This window comes from Pandoraea sp. NPDC090278, from assembly GCF_044772185.1.
Classification (GTDB): domain Bacteria; phylum Pseudomonadota; class Gammaproteobacteria; order Burkholderiales; family Burkholderiaceae; genus Pandoraea.
Window position 1 is genome coordinate 1,385,553 of the sequence record NZ_JBIVYJ010000001.1, and the last position, 19,557, is coordinate 1,405,109.

Sequence of the window (19,557 nt, forward strand, 5' to 3'; positions counted from 1 at the left end):
TTCGTCGCCAGAAACGAACGTTTCAATATATCGAGAACTCAGGAGACAACATGTCAACTTTGGTGGATTCGGACCTGAGCGTGGAAGCACAATCCACGCAGGCCCAAATGATGGCGCGTCGGGCGGTCGCGGGGGCGACGGTCGGCACCGCGCTCGAATGGTTCGACTTCGCGCTCTACGGTGTGGTCGCGGCCACGATCTTTCCCAAGCTGTTCTTCCCGTCACTCGATCCGACGGCGTCGCTACTCGCTTCGCTTGCGAGCTTCTGGGCCGGACTGGCCGCACGCCCGCTTGGTGCAGTGATCTGCGGCATGCTCGGCGACCGCTGGGGACGTCGCAAACTGATGCTGATCACCGTGTCGGTGATGGGCGCTTCGTCGTTTCTGATGGGGCTGCTTCCCACGTACGCGCAAGTCGGCATCATTGCGCCGACGCTGCTGGTGACGCTGCGCATCATTCAGGGCTTCGCCCTTGGCGGCGAGTCGACCGGTGCGCAACTGATGGCCGTGGAGCACGCGAGCGCCGAGCGGCGCGGGTGGTATTCCGGCTTGCTGGGCATCTGCTCGCCGCTGAGCCAGATCCTCGCCAACTTCTCGCTCTTCGCACTCGCCAGCCTGCTCTCGCCGGACGCCTTCGAATCGTGGGGATGGCGCGTGCCGTTCCTCGCCAGCTTCGTGCTCGTGCTGTTGGGGATTTACATTCGCCGCAAGGTCAACGAGACGCCCGCATTCGAAGCACTCAAGAAAGACGGGCAACGCGCCCGCGTGTCGAACCCGCTCGGCATCGTCTTCAAGCATCATTGGCGCACGGCCCTTCGTCTGACGCTGTTCTTCTGCGGCCCCGCCGCGCTGTTCTATCTGATCGTGGTGTTCTCGCTCAGCTACCTGACCAAACAGCTCGGCGTGCCCAAGCAAACGGGGTTCATGCTGTTGATGGTGGCGAACGTCTGCGCCATCGTGGGCGCGCTCGCAGGCGGCTATCTGAGCGACCGGATCGGACGCAAGCGTGCCCTGCTGCTCGGTTCGTTCTGCACGTTGGTCTGCTGCCTGATCTACTTCCCGATCCTGGGTCAGAACTCGCTGGCCTTGACGATGGTCGTGATGGGCGCGTTCCTCGGTTTCACGCAATTCCAGAGCGGCATTCAGCCTGTGTGGTTCGCGGAGTCCTTCCCGACCGAAGCCCGCTACACCGGGTCAGCCCTGTCGTACTCGGGGGCCAATCTGCTGACGGGCGGGCCGATGCCCATCGTCGCCGTGGCGCTGCTTAACGCCTTCCACGGTTCACCCTGGGCCATCGTCGCGGTGTGCGGCTCGCTGAATCTGCTTTCCTTCCTGATGATCGCCATCTCGCCCGAATCGAAGGGCACGCCCCTGGACCGATCATCCACTCACTGACGTCATGACCCGAAAACTCTACATCCTCAACGGCGCGAACCTGAACATGCTGGGTTTGCGAGAGCCACAACTTTACGGCACCACCACGCTGGCAGACATCGAGCAAAACTGTCTGAAGCTTGCCGCGACGCTGGAATTCGATTGCGTGTTCCGTCAAACGAACAGCGAGAGCGAACTGGTTGGCTGGATTCAGGAGGCGTTCCTTCAGGACGCGGCGCTGATCCTGAATCCTGCTGGCTTTTCCTTCGGACGGATTCCCGTGCTGGACGCCGTCAAGCTGCTGGCGCGGCCCGTGGTGGAGCTACACATCACCAATATTCATCGACGCTCGGAGGAGTATCGCCATTCAACGATTTCCGTCGCGGCGACGGCGGTGATCTGCGGCGCGGGGGCGAACGGGTATCTGCTCGCCATCCGCGCGATTGACGATCTGTGGAACGCCCCGCGCTGACCTCAGAGACCGAGTCCCGTCAACAGGCCATCGATCTGGCGCACATAAGCCGGTTTGTCGTACTTGACCAGCGCCATGCGCCAGAGGCCTTGCAGGAACGTCACGAGAATCTGGGCGACGGTCTCGACGTCCAGCGTCGACGGCAATCGGCCTGTCTTGCGGTCTTCTTTCAACCGCTTCACCAACGCCGAGCGCAACTGATGCAGCCCCAGCTCGGCGCGCTCACGTAGCTCCGGCTCGGCTAGCACCTCGTCGACCTCCATCGCCGCCAGCATGCAAAGACGTGGCGTCTGCGGGTCATCGAGGCAGTCGAGCACGGCGGCAAAGAAAGCGCGGATGCCCGATGCGGCATCCGGCGCGGCGGCTAGCGCATGCATGCGCGTGCTCACGACCTGATCCTGATAACGCTGCAAACACAGCAGATACAGGTGCTTCTTGCTCTTGAGCGTGTTGTAGAACGAGCCCTCCCCGATCTCCATCACTTTCAGAAGATCGCGCAGCCCGGTCGCGGCGTACCCCCGTTGCCAGAACAACGTGGTCGCGCGGTCGAGCGCCTGCTCGTAGTCGAATGCAAGTTTGCGTGCCATGACGCGAAGTGTACTCCAAATGTAGCGACCGCTAAAAAACACTTGATGCGCATGCCGTCGCATGTTTAATATTGTAGCACTCGCTATATTTAAGCGTTGATTTTCCCTTTTCGATGTCGGTCACATCGCTGATCGACATCGGTTCACGGAGTTTTTCATGTCTGTTTTGCCGCAATTCCTGACGTTGCCCGAAGTCACAGAAGCCGTCACGCCATTTGAGGTTCATGTGCCCGACGCCGCCATTGACGACCTGCATCGCCGACTCGGGAGCATTCGCTGGCCCGATCGCGAACTCGTGGACGACTGGTCGCAAGGCGTTCCGCTGGCCGCTGCACAGCAGCTGGTCGAGCACTGGTTGCATCGCTACGACTGGCGACGCTTCGAAGCGCGTCTGAACAGCTTTCCGCAATTCCGCACGCGTATCGACGGCGTCGGCATCTACTTCATTCACGCCCGCTCGCCTCACGAGAACGCTATGCCGATCCTGCTCACGCATGGATGGCCGGGATCGGTGGCCGAGTTCGTCAATGTGATCGAGCGGCTGACCGACCCGGTCAAGTTCGGCGGCAAGGCGGAAGACGCCTTCCACGTTGTCGTCCCGGCGATTCCCGGCTATGGCTTCTCCGACAAGCCGCGCGACCTCGGGTGGAATCCGGCCCGTATCGCGCGAGCGTGGGGCGTGTTGATGACCGAACGTCTCGGCTATCGACGCTGGGTCGCACAAGGCGGCGACTGGGGCTCCGCCATCACGACGGCACTCGCCGGTCAGAAGCCCGACGGCCTGCTCGCGGCACACGTCAATCTGCCGATGGTGGTTCCTGCTGAACTGCCCGAAAACCCCACCGAGGCGGAAGCCAGAGCGCTTGCGGGCATCGAGTACTTCGTGACCAAGGGGACGGGTTACGCCGACCAGATGAACACGCGTCCGCAGACCATCGGCTATGCGCTGAACGACTCACCGCTGGCGCTCGCCATGTGGATGTACGAGAAGTTCTGGGATTGGACTGACAATCAGGGCAAACCGGAAGACGCGCTAAGTCTCGACCAGATGCTCGACGACATCTCCCTTTACTGGTTCACCGGTACAGGCACATCGGCGTCGCGTTTGTATTGGGAAGGGGTCGGCGAGACGATCCGCAGTCACGAGTTCTTCTCGCCGGGCCGGTCGGGCGGCTGCAAGATCGAGATTCCGATGGGCGCGAGCCTCTTTCCCGCGGAGACGTTCAACCCGCCGCGCCACTGGGCAGAGCAGGCGTGGGAGACGGTGTTCTACTGGAATGAAGTCGCCGCAGGCGGACATTTTGCGGCCTTTGAAGAACCGGAGATCTTTGCGCAGGAGATGTGGCACGCATTCCGTGCCTTCCGTGGGCAGGCGCGCGGGCAGTGACGCTCTGCAACGTCGCTCATTGCGAGGATGTCCCTATGTCTTCGCCGTGAGCGACGTCACAAAGTCGAGAAACGCCCGCGTCTTGGCAGGCGGACGATGACGCGACGGATGATAGGCATAGAGCGGAAACCGCTCGTCGGGCCAGTCAGGAAACAGATCGACGAGTTGGCCGCTCTCGCGCCAGCTTTCGGTGCCGAAGCCCATCACCTGCGCGACACCATAACCTGCCAGACAGGCGCTGAGCAGCGTGCCTGCATCGTTCACCACGAGTCGCCCGTTCGTCGGCACCACGAGGTGTTTGCGCTTGCGATGAAACTCCCACGGGAACGGACGTCCCGTGCGCGGATCGCGAAACTCGATGCAGGTATGCGCGTCCGACGCCAGTTCCTCCGGCTTGAGCGGCCGCCCGCAGCGCTTGAGATAGGCGGGCGCTGCAACCGTCAGGATTGGCGTGTCGAGCAGTTTTCGCGCGACGAGCGTCGAGTCGGGCGGCACGCCGAAACGCACTGCCAGATCGAAGCCGTCGGCGATCATGTCGCCCAGACTGTCGCGCGTGATCAGTTCCAGATGCAACGCGGGATATTGCGCAAGGAATGCTTCAAGACTCGGCCCGAGAATCAGGCGTGAGAAGAAGGGATCGATGTTCACCCGCAGACGGCCGCGCACGGCCGTAGCACCGCCCGACGCCGTCGCTGCAGCATCCTCCAGCCCGGCGAGCAACGGCGTGACCTGCGCGTAGAAGCGACGCCCTTCGTCCGTGAGCGATACCACGCGCGTCGTCCGGTCGAAAAGCCGGATGCCGAGCCTCCCCTCCAGTCGCGACACGGCACGGCTCACGCCCGGTTGCGACATATCCAGCCGCTCGCCCGCCGCCGCGAAGCTACCCGCCTCCACAATCGCCACGAACACGCCCATGCCGTTGAGCATGCGTTCATCGAATCCGGCCACGTCGCCCTCCACCGCATCAGATGCCAGATTGGCATGAATCAAATGACATTGATGTTATCGCGAAATGCATGACATCTGTCGAGAATAGCGACCAGCGCGGTAGGGACCGCGATCTATTCAAGGATTCGAGATGTACGCCATTACTGGAATTACCGGACAAGTCGGCGGTGTCGTCGCTCAAACGCTGCTCGATCAGGGCGACGCTGTACGCGCCGTGGTGCGCAGCGCCGCTAAGGGCGCGGCATGGCAAGCCCGTGGCTGCGACGTCGCCATCGCCGATGTGGCCGATGCCGACGCCCTCACCCGCGCCTTCACCGGTGCACAAGGCGTGTTCGTGCTGCTGCCGCCGCACTTCGATCCGTCCCCCGACTTCGCTGAGTCGCGCGCCAATATCGCGGGGATTGTCAAAGCGCTGCAGGCCGCACGACCGGCGCGCGTGGTCTGCCTGTCGACCGTCGGTGCGCAAGCCACCCAGCCCAGCCTGCTCTCGCAACTCTCACTGCTCGAACAGCACCTCGGCGCACTCGACCTGCCGGTGACTTTCCTGCGCGCGGCATGGTTCATGGAGAACGCGGCGTGGGACGTGGTACGTGCCCGCACGGACGGTGTGCTGGAGAGCTACCTGTCGCCGCTCGACCGGGCGATCCCGATGGTCGCCACCGCCGATGTCGGCACGACCGCCGCCCATCTGCTGCGCGAACCTTGGGCGGGCAAGCGCGTCGTCGAGTTGTGCGGGCCTGAACTCGTCTCGCCTGACTTGCTGGCAAAGACGCTGGGCCACGCGCTCGGTCGAGATGTCGCGCCGCAAGTCATTGCGCGCGATGAATGGGAAGCGCGATTCCTCGCACAAGGTATGCGTTACCCCACGCCGCGCATGCAAATGCTCGACGGCTTCAACCAGGGCTGGATGACGTTCGAAGGCACGCCGCGACGCGGCACGACCTCGCTTGCCGACGTCCTCAAGACGCTCGCCGCTTGCCATTGATGCAACGTTTGCCCGACACTGGGCACATTGCATCGCGTCCAGCCACCTGCGTGGCTGGCGCGACGCGCCCTCAGGGAGCGTCGAATGGCGAACGGCAAGCGCGTCAAAGCGGGTAAGAAGAAACAATGGGCCACGCCCAAGGCCCGGTTGGAACGACTTACCCGTGAACGTGATCGCAAGATGGCGCGATCACCCCACGCTTATGTGCGCGGCAGCACCGCACGATTCTACGAATGGCTGGCCGAGGCCGACGTCAATCTGCCGCAAGGCCCTGCCATCTGGATTTGTGGGGACTGTCACACCGGCAATCTCGGCCCGCTCGCGGACGCCCACGGTCACGTCGACGTGCTGATCCGCGATCTCGACCAGACCGTCATCGGCAACCCCGTCCACGACCTCATCCGCCTCGCCCTCTCGCTGGCCAGCGCCGCGCGCGGCTCCGCGCTCTCCGGGCTGACCATCATCCACATGCTCGAAGCGCTCACGCATGGCTATATGGCGGCGTTTGAGCGAAGCGATGGCAAGGACGATCCGAAAGCCAGCAAATCGCGCGGCTCGAAAAACGGCAAGGGGCGCGCCAAATCGCACAACGGGAAGGCACAGGACGAGCGCCCTGAGATCGTCGATCTGATCATGCGACGTGCGGTCAAACGCTCATGGAAGCATCTGGCGCTGGAGCGCATCGAGGACATTCACCCGAAGATTCCACTGGGCAGACGCTTCTGGCCCCTGAGCGCGACGGAGCAAAAGCAGATCGACGCGTTGTTTCAGCTCGACACCATCGCGAGTCTGGCCACGTCATTGCGCGGACGGCCCAACGACGGTGCCGTCGAAGTGCTCGATGCCGCCTACTGGGTGAAGGGGTGCAGTTCGCTCGGACGTCTGCGCTACGCCGTGTTGCTAGACGTGGACGGTGGCGTCGTGCAGGGCGACGACCTCTGTCTCATGGACCTGAAAGAAGGTGTGAAAGCGGCAGCGCCTCGCTACGCGGGCGTTCGCATGCCTCGCGACAACGCCGAACGTGTCGTCACCGGCGCGCGACATCTGTCACCATCGCTTGGCGAGCGCATGCGTGCAGCGCGACTGATGGATCGCTCCGTCGTGATTCGCGAGTTGCTACCGCAGGACCTGAAGCTTGAGATCGACACCCTTACGCAGCACGACGCCGCCGAAGTGGCGCAGTACCTCGGGGGTGTCGTCGGCCACGCGCACGCGCGGCAAATGGACGACGCCACCTGTCGTGCGTGGCTCGCCGACCTGCAACGCAACCGCTCGAAGACCATCGACACGCCGGTCTGGCTCTGGACCAGCGTGGTTCAGCTCACGAGCGAACACGAAGCTGCTTACCTCGAACACTGCAAACGTCTGTTCTCCGGCGACGCGCCCGGCTAACGCGAGCGCGCGTCCGCATGTCGTTATGCCGGAAAATCAGAACATCGAGTTGCCGCTGACGGTCTTCGCGGGGGTTTGCTGCGAGACGTCCCAGTGTTCGACGATCTTGCCCTTTTCCAGACGGAAGATGTCGACGATGGCAATCGGCAGATCGCCGGGATGCGGCACCTTGCGCACATGCAGAATGACGAAGTCGCCGTCGGCGAACGCGCGCACGATGTCGCTATGCGAGTCCGGCTGATTCTTGCGCAGGAAGTCGACGAACTTGCCAAAACCTTCGACACCGTCGGGCGCATTCGGGTTGTGTTGAATGTACTTGTCGCCCAGATACTGACGCGCGGCAGCGAAGTCCTTGCGATTCAACCCCGCTTCATAGAAGGCCAGCACGGCCTGCTTGTTCGCGGCCAGTTGCGACGCGGGCACGGCAGGCGTCGCACTGCCCGATGCGCCCAGTCCTTCGGTGGCGGCCGCTGAAATCGCCGAACCGGGCAACGGCGCCATACCTTCGGCGGCATGAACGGACGCCGTTGCCACAAGGCAGACGGCGGCGGTGGCGAGCAACGAAGCAATCGGATTTTTCATAACGTTTGGCAAATGTGTGGTGTGGCGCGGGCGAGCAATCAGCTTAGCAGTTCGTAAGGACCGCCGCGCGTCAGCGCACGCTGGTAAGCGTCGCGTGCATGGATACGTTCGAGGAAGTCGGCGATCGCGGGCCAGCGGTCTTTCGCATCTCCCCGTGCCGCAGCGGCCTCCAGCGGGAAACTCATCTGAATATCGGCCGCGCTGAAGGTATCGCCCACGAACCATCCGGTCTTGGTCAAGGCGTCGTTGACATAGCCGAAATGCAGCGCCAGTTGCGGATCGACGAAACTCGATTGCAGCGTGCCGCTGATCTTGCGCGCGATGGGTCGTACAAAGAACGGCATCGGCGCGCTGGCAATACGCAGGGCAACCAGTTTGAGCAGCAACGGCGGCATTGCAGAGCCCTCGGCATAATGCAACCAGTACGTCCAGCGCAGACGCTCGGGCGTGTCGCGTGGCGGCGCGAGACGTCCCTGACCGTAGCGGTCGGTCAGGTACTCGATGATCGCGCCCGATTCGGCCAGCGTCAGATCGCCGTCGGTAATGACGGGAGATTTGCCGAGCGGATGAATGCGGCGCAGTTCCGGCGGCGCGAGCATCGTCTTCGGATCGCGTTCGTAGCGTTGCAGATCGTACGGCACCCCAAGCTCTTCGAGCATCCACAGCACGCGCTGTGAGCGGGAGTTGTTCAGGTGATGAACCGTCAGCATGGTGTCTGGCTCCGGCGGGAAATCCGCACGCCATTGTCGCCGCATTAGCCGGTTTCGGGGGTTTCGGGTACGCTTGACCGTCTTCGCCATCATCGTTAGCTCATGGACCGAATCGACGCCATGAAGGTCTTCGTCGCCACCGTCGACGAAGGCAGCCTCGCCGGAGCAGCCCGGCGTCTCGGACGCTCGGCCGCCGCGGTGAGCCGCGCCATCGCCTATCTGGAGACGCACACCGGCACCGCGCTGCTTCATCGCACCACGCGCACGCTCAAGCTCAGCGCCGCTGGCGAGCGCTATGCAGCCGCCTGCCGACGCATTCTGCTCGACCTCGAGGAAGCCGATGTCATCGCCGCCGGTGAGCGGTCTGCACCGCGCGGACAACTGACCGTCTCCATGTCGCTCGCCGCGGGCGAGACGTTCATGCGCGAGATCGCCGAAGCGTTTATCGAGCGCTACCCGGACGTTGTGGTGCGTCTGCAAATGAGCGACCTGCCGGTGAACCTGATCGACGAAGGCGTCGATGTGGCGGTCCGCGTGGCACACCTGCCCGACTCGTCACTGGTAGCGACGCAGGTCGGTGAAGTGCGACGCATCATCGCCGCGTCCCCGGAGTATCTCGCCTCACACCCCCCCATCGAAACACCTGCCGATCTCGCGAAACATCGCATCGTTTCCATGACGTATTTCGGCATCGACTCGTGGCGCTTCCCGCCCACGGGGCGCAGCACCGTACCGCAGATCGTCCAGTTCACGCCGCGCCTGATCGTCAACTCGATCCGGGCGGCCATCGCGTCGGTCGTGGCGGGGCACGGTGTGGCGCGCATGCTCTCGTATCACATCGTCGACGAACTGGAGCGCGGGGCGTTGCAGATCGTCCTCCAGAACTACGAACATCCGCCGATGCCGGTGCACGTCATCACCCCGCAGGGACGGCTGGCCGTGCCGAAAGTGCGTGCGTTCGTGGACTTCGCGGTGCCGCGTCTGCGCAAGCATTTCTCGCATGCGCACAAGCTGGCGGCAGGCAAGCGCTAAGGGGTGACCCGCCACATCGGACGGGCAAAACGGGCACCGATTCGTACGTCGCGCGGAAGAATGACTTCCGACGCACAGCCGTTCTCTGACGCACCGCAGCAACCTACACTGACTCCATCGCCTTTGCGCGCCGCGCCGTTCGATACGCGACGCGACGTAGCGTCCCCCGGAGTCCTCATGTCCAATGCAGTCCTCGGCGGCACATCGACCGCCCCATTCAACGCCTGGCGCGCCACGCTTTGCGCCGCCTGCGCGAGTCTCATCGGTATCGGCTTTGCCCGCTTCGCCTACACCGCCCTACTCCCCGCGATCATCGGCGCCCACTGGTTCGCGCCCTCGACGGCGGCCTATCTGGGTGCCGCAAATCTCGGCGGCTATCTCGCCGGTGCGCTGGGCGCGCGCGTGTTGTCGCGTCATGCGTCGAACGTGACGATCCTGCGCGTGATGATGCTGCTGGTTGTCGCGGCATTCTTTGCCTGCGCATGGCCACTTTCGTTTCTGTGGTTCTTCTCATGGCGTTTCGTCTCGGGCTTCGCGGGCGGGGTGTTGATGGTGATTGCCGCTCCTTCTGTGCTGGCGCACGTCACGCCGTCGCGGCGCGGCATTGTGAGCGGCGCGATCTTCGCAGGTCTTGGGTTGGGAATCGCCGCATCGGGCACGCTCGTGCCGCTGTTGCTGCGTCAGGGCCTCGCGCAAACGTGGATCGGACTCGGCGTGTTGTCGCTGGTCCTCACGGTCGTGGCGTGGCGCGGCTGGCCCGCGAGTGCGCCAGCGGCAGCAGCGACGGCCGCACATCCGAAGCACCGCCCTGCCGTCCCCATCACGTTGCGCTCGCTTTATATCGAGTACGCGCTGAACGCCGTGGCACTGGTGCCGCACATGATCTTCCTGGTCGATTACGTCGCACGCGGTCTGGGCAAAGGGCTCGATGCGGGGGCGAATTACTGGGTGCTGTACGGACTGGGGGCCATCGTCGGACCGCTTTTTGTCGGACACCTCGCCGATCGCATTGGCTTTGCGCGTGCCTTGCGCGTCGCGTACGTCGCACAGATGTTTGCCGTGATCCTGCCGGTGCTTGGCCTCGGGTTGCCCGCCCTGATCGTCTCCAGCATGGTAATGGGCGCATTCACGCCGGGCATCGTGCCGCTCGTACTCGGCCGGGTGAACGAACTCCTCGCCCATCATCCCGCCGCGCAAAAAGGCGCGTGGAGTACCGCGACGACCAGCTTCGCCACCTTTCAGGCAGGCGCTGCCTACGGGCTGTCGTTCCTCTTCGCGGCAACGTCCGGCAACTACTCGCTGCTGTTCGTCGTGGGCGGCGTCGCCATGACGCTCGGCTTGGCGGTGAACCTCATCGCGGCGAGGATGGCGCGGGCCTGACGCCGCGCTCAGCGATGATCAGGCATCGGTCTCGTACGCGAGACCGTACTCGCCCTTCGAGCGACGGATCCTGGCGAAGCCAAGCTCGCCCAGATGCATCCCTGCGATCAGCACGCCGTCAGCGCTGACGCTATCGAGCAACCGCGAGCGGGTCGCCGCGGCAAGCGAGGCATCCTGATCGAACGCAATCGTGACCTCGGGCCGCTGGATCTGGATGTGCGGGAAGTGCACGATGTCGCCCCAGATGAGCAGCCCCGCGTCGTGCGATGCGACTAGAAAACCAGTGTGGCCCTCCGTGTGTCCGGGTAGCGGCATCGCCTGAATACCGGGGAGTACTTCACCGGTGCTGAAGGTGCGCAGTTGATCGTGGTAGCCATCGAACACACCGCGCGCGATCTTGAAGTTGCCCCGCGCCCGTTCACTTGCGCGTGCCAGATTGGCGTCGTCCTGCCAGAACGCAAGCTCTCTCTCGTTGACGACAAGCTCCGCGTTCGGGAACGCGCACTGTCCATCCGACGTCATCAACCCACCGACGTGATCCGGATGTGCATGCGTGAGCAGCACGGTATCGATGGCATCGGGTGCAATCCCCGCATGCCTAAGGTTCGCATTCAGATGCCCACCCCACTGCTTGATGCCACCCGCCCCGCTGTCGATGAGGACGGTGCGTCCACCCCCTTGCACCACGTAGCAGTTGATGTGGACGGCCAATGGATTGGACTCACCGGCAGCACGCTGAATGCTGTCGGCGTCGGTGGCATCGATATTCGACAGGAACTCGAAACTTGCCGTGAGGTAGCCGTCGCTGATGGCGGTCACGGTGAAATCGCCGATCTGCTGGCGAGGGAAGTGAGAGAAAGACATCTTGCGACTCCTGAACGGGTTGTTGCGTACGCCGACATTCGGCGCGTCTCAGCGCGGGGTCTCGCTGCGCGCGAGTTGTTCGCCCATCGGCGAGTAGAGATGCACGCCTTGCGGCGGCTCGGCGAGACGCACGGCATCGTCGGCGGACACCACGGCAAGCCAGCGGTACGCCGGAGCCTTCTCCAACGCCACCGCTTGCATCGCGAGCGGCTTAAGCCCCATGTCGGTCAGCGGCTCGGGTCCGCTTGCGCAGAGCGCCAGACGCTCGTTGATCCGCACGGCAGGTGCCAAGCCGATGTCGCTGTACAGATTTCGGTGCCAGTCCGTAATGTGCTGCTGCCACCGCGCGAAGTTGCCACCGCCCCTCTGGCGATATTCGTCGCTGGTCAGCACGTCCAGCCCGTCGACCGTATGGATGGCGAGATACACGGGGCATCCCCCGGTAACCGCCTTGAATCGTTGCGACGATTGAAAACCCGTCACCGAAATGAGCGCGGGCAGTTTTTCGCGACTATAGAAGTCGTTCCATTCGGCTTCGCTCGCAGGGTCGGCGAAGGTGCATTCGACGGTGTAGATCATGAGGTTTCGTCGTTCCGGGAGGTTGAGCATTCGCATGTGAATCGTGCGTTTTCATTGCATTAACGTAATGCTAATCTGGCGTTTTCCACGCCCATAACGATTTCCGATCAGCCTTCAGTGACATTTAATCAAGCTGACTGCCTTTGCCTTCCCACCGAACGAACCCAGATGCGCCGCAAAATTCCGAGCCACTCCGCCCTACTGGCCTTCGAGGCTGCCGCCCGACATGGAAGCTTCGCGCGTGCCGCCGACGAACTGGCCCGCACCGAAGGTGCCGTCAGCCGTCAGATCGGACGTCTGGAGGAATTTCTGGAGGTGGCGTTGTTCGAGCGCATCGGCAACCGGGTACGGCTGCTGCCGAACGGTGCGCGATATGCCGCGCAGGTGCGCGAAACGCTGGATCGGCTGGAGCGCGACAGCCTGTATCTGATGGGGCAACCGACCGAGGGCGCGAGTCTCGATATTGCGGCGACACCGACCTTCGCCACGCGCTGGCTCATCCCCCGCTTGGCGCGTTTTCAGGACAAGCATCCGAACATTACCGTCCACCTCTCGGAATGCATGGCGCCATTCCTGCTGGCAGGCAGCGGTTTCGATGCAGCGATCCACTTCGAGCATCCGGCATGGGCCGGGATGCATGTGCATCGTCTGCTGGAGGAAGTGCTGATTCCGGTGTGCAGTCCGTCGCTGTTGGCCCGCGCGGGAGAAAACGCGTCGCTAGACGATCTGCCGCGCCTGCATCGTCGCCAGAATCCGGACGCCTGGCAGCATTACGCGCAGGGCACGGGCATCACGCTGACGAACTCTGCCGTAGGTGCCCGTTACGACCTTCACGCGATGCTGATCGAAGCCGCATTGGCAGGTCTGGGCGTGGCGCTGGTGCCGCGTCTTTACGTCGGGGCAGAGCTTGAACAAGGTCGTTTGGTCGCACCCTGGCCGCAAGACAGCGCCGTGGCGAAGAACTTCTGTCTGGTGCTGCCCGAACCACTCGAATTGCATCAGGGACCGATTCGCACGTTCTCGGACTGGCTACTCAATGAGGCAGGCGCGACGCCTGCCTGATGCCCGCAGGTAGATTGGGCGACGGATGCGCGCCCACTCAACTCAACGCCACGCCGCACTCAACATCACGCCGCCGGAGACGACAAGCATCGTATCGAGCAAGCGCTGGAAGACGGTCGGTGTAATGCCGAGGACGAAGCGCTTGCCGAGCATGGTGCCCAGCATCAGCGTCATGCCGACGATCAGGCCATTGGCCCAGGCTGCGGGTGGCAGCGCACCCAGTCCCGAAAACATCAACACCTTGGCCACGTAGATGAAGACGGAGCTGGCCGACTCCGCCCCGAGGAACGCACCGCCCGACAGGCCGTACGCGGCGAATGCGGGAACGCTGAGCGGGCCCGTCGACAGCACGATGCCGGTCAGGAAACCGATCACTGCGCCCACCACCGCCAACTGCCAGAGCGACAGACGAAATTGATGACGGCGAAGGAAGTGCCGGGTCGGCACCATGGCGACGAAGAACAACCCCAGCGCGATATCGACGGCGGTCGACGGAAGGCTCCAGAGCGTCTTCGCACCGAGGGCTGCCGCCGGTGCGCCCGGCACCGAATAGGCCAGCACAGCGCGCCAGTCGATTTCGCGCCACCACGCCACCACCTTCGAGAGATTACCGACGATGGCCGCGACGGCCATGATCGGCACCGCCTGTTTTGGACCGTACGTGTACACCAGCACCGGCAGCAGCATCATCGACGATCCCGTGCCGACTACCCCGCTGACCGCCCCCGCCGCCGTTCCGACGATGGCGATCATGACCATGCCCCACGCGTGTCCCGCCAAGAGTCCTGCCAACATCCGTGCCTCGCGATTTGCCGATTCCGTCACGCTATCAAGCCGTCTCGGGCAGCGTGAACCTTAGCCGCGACGATAAAGCATGATGCACACTCACACCATCGACAAATTCGCCGCCCTTCTGTGATAAAAAGTCACAGTTCATTGACGACGTCGCCTCCCAGAGCCCCAACATGTCGCGCCAACTACCGCCGTTGCATGCCTTGCGTGTTTTCGAAACCGCCGCACGCGCCGAGAGCCTCAGCGCCGCTGCGCAGGAATTGTCGATCACGCACGGTGCCGTGAGCCGTCAGATCGCCTTGCTTGAAGAGTGGCTGGGGCAAACGTTGTTCGTCCGTCAGGGGCAGCGCAATGTCGCGACGGACCACGCACGGGCCTTCGCGGCCGAGATCAGTGCAGCGTTCGACCTCATTGGCGACGCCGCGCTGCGCTTTGGCAAAGCGCCACAAACGCGCGTGGTGCGCGTCAACGCGCAGACCACGCTGGCCATGCATTGGCTGATCGCGCGGCTGCCTGCGTTTTATGCGGCCCACCCGGATGTGCAGGTGGTCGTCACCACGTCGAGCGGGGCCGATCCGGCGTTTCGCGGCGGGTTCGACGTCGCCATCCGACGCGATCCGCCAGCGCGCCCCGAATGGCAGCCTTATGAGAGGACGCTGCTGTTCACCGAACGCGCAAGCGTCGTGGCCGCCCCCTCGCTGCTGGAAGCGCTGCCGTTACGTCGGTTGAAGGATCTGGCGAAGCACACCTTCGTCGCCACGCAAACGCGCGTCGGTGCCTGGGAAGACTGGTTGAGTGTGGCGGGTGTGCCTGCGCTTCGGCCGGTGCGATTCCATCGCTTCGACCACTATCACGTGAGCTTGCAGGCGGTGGTGGATGGACTGGGGCTGGGTATCGGCTGCACGCCGACGCTTGATCGAGAACTGGCGGCCGGTCGTCTCGTGATGCCGTTTCCGGACATTCAGGCGGATGGGGCGACCTACGTCACGCTCGTGCCACGCGACGCCGACAAATCGAGACCGTTGCGGGATTTCCTGACGTGGGTGCATGCAGCCGCACATGAAGCAGCACACGCCCCTGCTTCACAGGTTAGGCCCCCGGCCCGACGCTCCACTTCCCGGGCGACACGCCGAACGCGCGACGGAAGTACCGGGTGAAGTGCGACAGATCGTTGAAGCCCTGTGCGAGCGCGACGTCGGTTGCCGAGGCTCCGGCGCGCAGTGCAGGCAACGCGCGCACGAGACGCAACTGATTGCGCCACGCATGCGGTGCGAGTCCGGTCTCGCGGGAGAACAGACGCGCCGCATGGAACGGCGAAAGATCGACGGCTTCGGCGAGTGCCGTCAGTGAGAGCGATTCGGTGAGATCGGCCGACAGACGCGCTTTCATCGTCTCGACGCGCACGGCGTCGCGATGCATCTCCAGCGCTGGCACGCGCGCCTGCGCGTGACGGACCAGCATCATCGACACGGCTTCGATCAGCACGCTTTCGGCCAATAGCGGATCCGCGCCGATCTGAAGCAGTCGATGTGCTTCGAGCAGCCGGTCCATGGCCTGCACGTCGTAAATGACGTGTTCGCCGAACCAGGGCATCGCTTCGTCCACCGACGACGCCCCGCACGGCATATCCAGCGGACTTTCCAACTGACGTTGCACGCCCTTCACAAAGCCGACGGGCAGGTAGAACACGCGGTAACGCCAGCCAAAGTCGGTTTCCCGCGCGCCCGTGTGGACTTCGCCGGGATGGATGATGGCGATCGACCCGGCGTCCGCCACGTGCTCGCCGCCTCGGTACGCATAGCGCTCCGCTCCGGCCACGATGCACGCGAACGTGTACGTGTCGTGCCAGTGCGGCGCGAACGTATGGTCGTTGTATTCGGCCGTGAGCATGTCGCCCCCGGGTACGAGCGTCGAGCGCCAGTACAAAGGGGCATTGCGGAACGGCTGAAACGGTTGAACGGGCTGAAACAAGGCATCCATGCCCGCTACTTTACACTGCGTCGCACACGGCCGTCCGGCAAGCACCAGGACGGCCGGGAGCGCTCACCATCCTCGCGGCTAGACGTCAGCCCACATCCGCAGCAGGTTGTGATAGCTGCCAGTCAGTTGCACCAGCGATTCGCCGTAGACCCGATCGGCTCCCTGCTGCGTCATACGCTGAATCGCTACGTCCATGTCGAACAAGACGCTGCGCTGGGCGTCGTCACGCACCAGACTCTCGATCCAGAAGAACGAGGCCAGCCGCACGCCCCGCGTAACCGGATTGACCTTGTGCACGCTCGTGCCGGGGTAAAGCACCATGTGACCGGCGGGCAGCTTGACGGCGCGCTCGCCGAAGCTGTCGCGCACCACCAGTTCGCCGCCGTCGTAGCTATCCGGCTCCGCGAGGAACAACGTGGCGGACAAGTCCGTGCGCACCCGCTCGCGCGCGCCCTTGATGCCGCGCACGGCGTTGTCGACGTGATACCCGAACGCCTCGCCGCCCTCGTACCGGTTGAACAGCGGCGGATAGATCCGACGCGGCAGCGCAGCCGACATGAACACAGCGTCCTGCGACAGACGTCGCAGAATCTCGTCACCCAGACGACGCCCCCACGGGTCGTCCTCCGGAAGCTGCCGGTTTTCCTTGGCCTGCGCCGACTGCATGCCCGCCGTCGCTTTACCGTCGACCCACGTTTGCGCCTGCAATTGCTCGCACAGAGCGCGCGCTTCGTCGCGGCTGAAGACGCCGGGAATCTCGATCATCATGGTGCTTTCCCTTTCGTTCAGACCACGCTCAGAACGCGATATCGGCGCTAACCGTCACCGTACGTCCTGCGCCCGGCACGCCGTACAACTGGAAGCCGTCGAGCGACGCGCCGATCTGTGCGTAATAGAACTTGTTGAACACATTGTTCAGGTTCAGGTTGACGTGCACATGGCGGTTCACGCGATAGCGCGCCGCGAGGTTATGCACCCAGTAGCTCGGCGCCTTCTCGTTGTCCGCCGTGTAGATCGGGTTCACCCCCGACGGCCCCGACGCATTGCTGCTGTTGTTGTTCTGGCCGCCGACATAGCGGTTGTCCGTATAGCGGCGATGCCCCACGTACTGCACGCCGTAACTGAGCGCGAGGTCCGGCGTGACCTGATAGGACGTCCAGATGGATCCGCTCCAGTCCGGCACGTTGGCCGCCTCAGCCCCCTCGTTCGCGCCCTTGGTGATACGGCTCTTCATGCGCGAGATGCCCGCGAAGATCGACCACTTGTCGGTGATGTTGCCCTGCAAACCGAGTTCGACACCGTCGACACGCTTGGCGGGAAGCGCCCGCACGGGCGACGTGTCGTCGCTCGTGTACTGCCACGAGTTGCTCAGCTCGGTACGGAAGACCGCCGCCGTGAGGCCGAGTGCACCACCCGCCAGATCCCACTTCGTGCCCAGCTCGTATGTCTGCGACGTCGCCGGGTCGTACTTGGCCGTCGTTGCCGTGCCGTAGATCAGGTTGTTCGTGCTCGCGCCAATGGCGGTCGGCTGCGTGGCGCGGCTGTACGACACGTAAATGCTGCCCGGCTCCACCGGCTTGTAGACGAGACCCGCACGGCCGCTCCACGCGCCGTTGGTGCTCGACGTGAGCGTGGCACCCGTCGGCGAGTTCGTCTCCGCACGCCAGCGGTCGTAGCGCAACGACGCAAGCACCTGCCAGTGCGGCGACAGCGTGATCGTGTCGCTGGCGAAGATGGCTGCGTCGTTGACGGTCGAACTCGACTGGTTGTTGCCCTCCATCGACCAGGTGCCCGCGAACGAATTCGACGGGTTCGCCATGTTGAAGAACATGTCGCCCGCCGGGATGTAGGCCGCGCGAGGGTTGCCACCGTAGGTCTCGCGATACAGCTCGAAGCCGGTCACCACGTCATGCTTGAACGGTCCGGTGTTCGCCGTGAACTTGAGATCGGTCTGGTTATCGAGAATCTGATAACGCGTGGAGTTACCGAAATTGCTGCCGCGCAGAATGCCGTACTGCGCCCCCGTCAGCGTGTAATCGGTGTACGAATTCACGCCACCGATGCTCGACAGCGGCCCGACACCCGCATAGCCGAGCGTCGCGCAACGCGTGCCGGTACAGACCTTGTTGCCGTTGGCGGTCGCCGCGAAGAAGCGCGCGGGCGACAGCACGGAGAAGTTGTCCGTGCGCTGCCAGCGCAGTTGGCTGCGAATTCGCGTGGTGTCGTTGAAGTCATGCTCGATGCGACCTGACAGCGACGTGCTTTCGGTCTGCTGTGTGTAGATGCCCGCTGCGCCGTACCAGTTGCTCTGTTGCACACCTGGCATCAGTTGACCACCGTTGCCGCGCTGAATCGGCAGGCCCGTGTCGGGCACGTTGTTGTCCTTCTGATGGAAGACGTCGAAGATCACGCGGGTGCTGGTGCCCAGCCCGAGACCCAGCGACGCCGCAATGCCATAGCGGTCGTTCTTCACTTCGTCGCGCCCGGCCACGCCGTTGTGATGCGACATGAGGTTCAGACGCAGCGCCGTGGAATCGCCGAGCTGCTGATTCAGGTCGGCTGTCATGCGTCGGTAGTTATCGCTCCCCAGTCCGAACGAGGAACGATAGAAGCTGCCGAGTTCGGCTTCCTTCGACACGAGATTGACGGAGCCACCCAGCGCCGCCACGCCCGACTCGATGGTCCCGGTGCCCTTGTAGACCTCCACACGATCGAGATCGAACGTGTCGTTACGGCTCGACAGACCCGCGTCGCGCACGCCGTCGATGGTAATGCTCTGCTCAGACGAGAAACCGCGAATCGAGAACAGGTCGCCCCAGCCCAGATTGCCCTCGCCTGACATGAACGTGATGCCCGGGACGTTCTTCAGAATGTCCTGCAACGACTGCGCGTTCTGCTCGTCCAACACCTTCTTGGGCACGACCGTGATGCTCTGCGGGATGTCGCGCAGCGGTGCGGTGTATTTCGACGATGAGACCGTCTCGGCCTTGTACGGCGCATCGACCGTGGCGGTGACCGACGTTGCGGGCAGCGCCACGGCATCCGCTGAGGCTTTCGCCGGAGCTGCTGTGCCGTTGGGCTGTGTCGCGGCGGACGCTTCCGTTGCCGGTGCCGTCTGTGCGGCTGCGTGCAGCGACGCGGCGGCCAACGCGGCGGCCAGCGTCATGCGCGTGTTCAGACGCAGGCGAGATTGGCGCGTAGCCGTCTGCGACGCCGCCCCCAGCGGCAAGGCAAATAGCGCCAACGCGGTGTCGGCGGTGTCGGATTCCATCGAATTCAAGTGCTTCATCTGGTGTTGTGCGTTATGAGATGAATAGACAAAAAGCGTCCCCGCGCGCCGGGGTGTGCGACACCGCCGATGCGTTCGGACTGACTCGGACAACAAGGAAAAAACGACGCGACCGGCGTGGCGATGTGGCTGGGCGCGCCGGT

The 19,557-nt window shown here is 63.7% G+C and carries 19 protein-coding genes; 9 read left to right on the forward strand and 10 right to left on the reverse strand.

Annotation, left to right across the window (positions count from 1 at the left end):
* The first annotated feature begins 50 nt into the window (after positions 1-50).
* Complete coding sequence (locus ACIQWO_RS05965; protein WP_402820512.1) at positions 51-1,394, forward strand: MFS transporter; 1,344 nt, start codon at positions 51-53, stop codon at positions 1,392-1,394.
* A 4-nt stretch (positions 1,395-1,398) separates the two neighbouring features.
* Positions 1,399-1,845: a type II 3-dehydroquinate dehydratase gene (locus ACIQWO_RS05970; RefSeq protein WP_402820515.1), complete on the forward strand. Its 447-nt coding sequence runs from the start codon at positions 1,399-1,401 to the stop codon at positions 1,843-1,845.
* Positions 1,846-1,847: 2 nt separating this feature from the next.
* Here the strand turns inward: ACIQWO_RS05970 and ACIQWO_RS05975 are convergent, their stop codons facing one another.
* The gene (locus tag ACIQWO_RS05975) at positions 1,848-2,432 is read right to left on the reverse strand and encodes a TetR/AcrR family transcriptional regulator (protein WP_402820517.1); all 585 of its coding nucleotides are present in this window, start codon (positions 2,430-2,432) and stop codon (positions 1,848-1,850) included.
* A 157-nt stretch (positions 2,433-2,589) separates the two neighbouring features.
* On the opposite strand from ACIQWO_RS05975, the gene ACIQWO_RS05980 reads away from it, so the two are divergent.
* Complete coding sequence (locus ACIQWO_RS05980; RefSeq protein WP_402820520.1) at positions 2,590-3,819, forward strand: epoxide hydrolase family protein; 1,230 nt, start codon at positions 2,590-2,592, stop codon at positions 3,817-3,819.
* Positions 3,820-3,852: 33 nt separating this feature from the next.
* Here ACIQWO_RS05980 and ACIQWO_RS05985 read toward each other — a convergent pair whose 3' ends face one another.
* Positions 3,853-4,767, reverse strand: a complete 915-nt coding sequence (locus tag ACIQWO_RS05985; RefSeq protein WP_402820522.1) for a LysR family transcriptional regulator — start codon at positions 4,765-4,767, stop codon at positions 3,853-3,855.
* Between the two features lie 130 nt (positions 4,768-4,897).
* On the opposite strand from ACIQWO_RS05985, the gene ACIQWO_RS05990 reads away from it, so the two are divergent.
* Both ACIQWO_RS05990 and ACIQWO_RS05995 read left to right on the forward strand, forming a co-directional pair.
* Positions 4,898-5,752 (forward strand): NAD(P)H-binding protein, encoded by an 855-nt coding sequence (locus tag ACIQWO_RS05990; protein ID WP_402820525.1) that lies wholly within the window; start codon positions 4,898-4,900, stop codon positions 5,750-5,752.
* Between the two features lie 54 nt (positions 5,753-5,806).
* On the forward strand, positions 5,807-7,144 hold the full coding sequence (locus ACIQWO_RS05995) for a DUF2252 family protein (RefSeq protein WP_402821848.1): 1,338 nt from the start codon (positions 5,807-5,809) through the stop codon (positions 7,142-7,144).
* A 36-nt stretch (positions 7,145-7,180) separates the two neighbouring features.
* Here the strand turns inward: ACIQWO_RS05995 and ACIQWO_RS06000 are convergent, their stop codons facing one another.
* Both ACIQWO_RS06000 and ACIQWO_RS06005 read right to left on the reverse strand, forming a co-directional pair.
* Positions 7,181-7,645, reverse strand: coding sequence for a nuclear transport factor 2 family protein (locus ACIQWO_RS06000; protein ID WP_150808821.1), 465 nt, complete (start codon positions 7,643-7,645; stop codon positions 7,181-7,183).
* 119 nt (positions 7,646-7,764) lie between these two features.
* Positions 7,765-8,436: a glutathione S-transferase family protein gene (locus ACIQWO_RS06005; protein WP_402820528.1), complete on the reverse strand. Its 672-nt coding sequence runs from the start codon at positions 8,434-8,436 to the stop codon at positions 7,765-7,767.
* Between the two features lie 102 nt (positions 8,437-8,538).
* Here ACIQWO_RS06005 and ACIQWO_RS06010 point away from each other — a divergent pair, with 102 nt between their 5' ends.
* Positions 8,539-9,468: a LysR family transcriptional regulator gene (locus ACIQWO_RS06010; protein WP_402820531.1), complete on the forward strand. Its 930-nt coding sequence runs from the start codon at positions 8,539-8,541 to the stop codon at positions 9,466-9,468.
* Between the two features lie 177 nt (positions 9,469-9,645).
* A complete protein-coding gene (locus ACIQWO_RS06015) occupies positions 9,646-10,848 on the forward strand; it encodes a YbfB/YjiJ family MFS transporter (protein WP_402820534.1) in 1,203 nt (400 codons plus the stop codon).
* Between the two features lie 18 nt (positions 10,849-10,866).
* On the opposite strand, the gene ACIQWO_RS06020 is transcribed toward ACIQWO_RS06015, so the two are convergent.
* Both ACIQWO_RS06020 and ACIQWO_RS06025 read right to left on the reverse strand, forming a co-directional pair.
* Entirely contained in the window at positions 10,867-11,712 is an 846-nt protein-coding gene (locus tag ACIQWO_RS06020; RefSeq protein WP_402820537.1) for an MBL fold metallo-hydrolase, read from the reverse strand.
* A 48-nt stretch (positions 11,713-11,760) separates the two neighbouring features.
* Positions 11,761-12,291 carry a sugar ABC transporter gene (locus ACIQWO_RS06025; RefSeq protein WP_402820540.1) on the reverse strand — a complete coding sequence of 177 codons (531 nt, stop codon included), beginning with the start codon at positions 12,289-12,291 and terminating at the stop codon, positions 11,761-11,763.
* Positions 12,292-12,459: 168 nt separating this feature from the next.
* Between ACIQWO_RS06025 and ACIQWO_RS06030 the strand changes: the two genes are divergently transcribed.
* Entirely contained in the window at positions 12,460-13,353 is an 894-nt protein-coding gene (locus ACIQWO_RS06030) for a LysR substrate-binding domain-containing protein (RefSeq protein ID WP_402820543.1), read from the forward strand.
* 42 nt (positions 13,354-13,395) lie between these two features.
* Here ACIQWO_RS06030 and ACIQWO_RS06035 read toward each other — a convergent pair whose 3' ends face one another.
* Positions 13,396-14,148: a sulfite exporter TauE/SafE family protein gene (locus ACIQWO_RS06035; protein ID WP_402820546.1), complete on the reverse strand. Its 753-nt coding sequence runs from the start codon at positions 14,146-14,148 to the stop codon at positions 13,396-13,398.
* Between the two features lie 170 nt (positions 14,149-14,318).
* Between ACIQWO_RS06035 and ACIQWO_RS06040 the strand changes: the two genes are divergently transcribed.
* Entirely contained in the window at positions 14,319-15,302 is a 984-nt protein-coding gene (locus ACIQWO_RS06040) for a LysR substrate-binding domain-containing protein (protein WP_402820549.1), read from the forward strand.
* Here the strand turns inward: ACIQWO_RS06040 and ACIQWO_RS06045 are convergent.
* The 3 genes from ACIQWO_RS06045 to ACIQWO_RS06055 all read right to left on the reverse strand — a co-directional run bounded on the left by ACIQWO_RS06045 (position 15,235) and on the right by ACIQWO_RS06055 (position 19,414).
* Complete coding sequence (locus tag ACIQWO_RS06045; protein ID WP_402820552.1) at positions 15,235-16,125, reverse strand: AraC family transcriptional regulator; 891 nt, start codon at positions 16,123-16,125, stop codon at positions 15,235-15,237. The genes ACIQWO_RS06040 and ACIQWO_RS06045 overlap by 68 nt on opposite strands.
* A 78-nt stretch (positions 16,126-16,203) precedes the next feature.
* Entirely contained in the window at positions 16,204-16,893 is a 690-nt protein-coding gene (locus ACIQWO_RS06050) for a Fe2+-dependent dioxygenase (RefSeq protein WP_402820555.1), read from the reverse strand.
* Positions 16,894-16,921: 28 nt separating this feature from the next.
* Positions 16,922-19,414 (reverse strand): TonB-dependent receptor, encoded by a 2,493-nt coding sequence (locus ACIQWO_RS06055; protein ID WP_402820558.1) that lies wholly within the window; start codon positions 19,412-19,414, stop codon positions 16,922-16,924.
* Positions 19,415-19,557 lie beyond the last annotated feature (143 nt).

What these genes read in the sequence shown, in the direction of transcription:
- ACIQWO_RS05965 (WP_402820512.1), top strand. Translation starts at nt 51, where the DNA reads ATGTCAACTTTGGTGGATTCGGACCTGAGCGTGGAAGCACAATCCACG.
- ACIQWO_RS05970 (WP_402820515.1), top strand. Translation starts at nt 1,399, where the DNA reads ATGACCCGAAAACTCTACATCCTCAACGGCGCGAACCTGAACATGCTG.
- ACIQWO_RS05975 (WP_402820517.1), bottom strand. Translation starts at nt 2,432, where the DNA reads ATGGCACGCAAACTTGCATTCGACTACGAGCAGGCGCTCGACCGCGCG.
- ACIQWO_RS05980 (WP_402820520.1), top strand. Translation starts at nt 2,590, where the DNA reads ATGTCTGTTTTGCCGCAATTCCTGACGTTGCCCGAAGTCACAGAAGCC.
- ACIQWO_RS05990 (WP_402820525.1), top strand. Translation starts at nt 4,898, where the DNA reads ATGTACGCCATTACTGGAATTACCGGACAAGTCGGCGGTGTCGTCGCT.
- ACIQWO_RS06000 (WP_150808821.1), bottom strand. Translation starts at nt 7,645, where the DNA reads ATGGCGCCGTTGCCCGGTTCGGCGATTTCAGCGGCCGCCACCGAAGGA.
- ACIQWO_RS06005 (WP_402820528.1), bottom strand. Translation starts at nt 8,436, where the DNA reads ATGCTGACGGTTCATCACCTGAACAACTCCCGCTCACAGCGCGTGCTG.
- ACIQWO_RS06010 (WP_402820531.1), top strand. Translation starts at nt 8,539, where the DNA reads ATGGACCGAATCGACGCCATGAAGGTCTTCGTCGCCACCGTCGACGAA.
- ACIQWO_RS06015 (WP_402820534.1), top strand. Translation starts at nt 9,646, where the DNA reads ATGTCCAATGCAGTCCTCGGCGGCACATCGACCGCCCCATTCAACGCC.
- ACIQWO_RS06020 (WP_402820537.1), bottom strand. Translation starts at nt 11,712, where the DNA reads ATGTCTTTCTCTCACTTCCCTCGCCAGCAGATCGGCGATTTCACCGTG.
- ACIQWO_RS06025 (WP_402820540.1), bottom strand. Translation starts at nt 12,291, where the DNA reads ATGATCTACACCGTCGAATGCACCTTCGCCGACCCTGCGAGCGAAGCC.
- ACIQWO_RS06030 (WP_402820543.1), top strand. Translation starts at nt 12,460, where the DNA reads ATGCGCCGCAAAATTCCGAGCCACTCCGCCCTACTGGCCTTCGAGGCT.
- ACIQWO_RS06035 (WP_402820546.1), bottom strand. Translation starts at nt 14,148, where the DNA reads ATGTTGGCAGGACTCTTGGCGGGACACGCGTGGGGCATGGTCATGATC.
- ACIQWO_RS06040 (WP_402820549.1), top strand. Translation starts at nt 14,319, where the DNA reads ATGTCGCGCCAACTACCGCCGTTGCATGCCTTGCGTGTTTTCGAAACC.
- ACIQWO_RS06045 (WP_402820552.1), bottom strand. Translation starts at nt 16,125, where the DNA reads ATGGATGCCTTGTTTCAGCCCGTTCAACCGTTTCAGCCGTTCCGCAAT.
- ACIQWO_RS06050 (WP_402820555.1), bottom strand. Translation starts at nt 16,893, where the DNA reads ATGATGATCGAGATTCCCGGCGTCTTCAGCCGCGACGAAGCGCGCGCT.
- ACIQWO_RS06055 (WP_402820558.1), bottom strand. Translation starts at nt 19,414, where the DNA reads ATGAAGCACTTGAATTCGATGGAATCCGACACCGCCGACACCGCGTTG.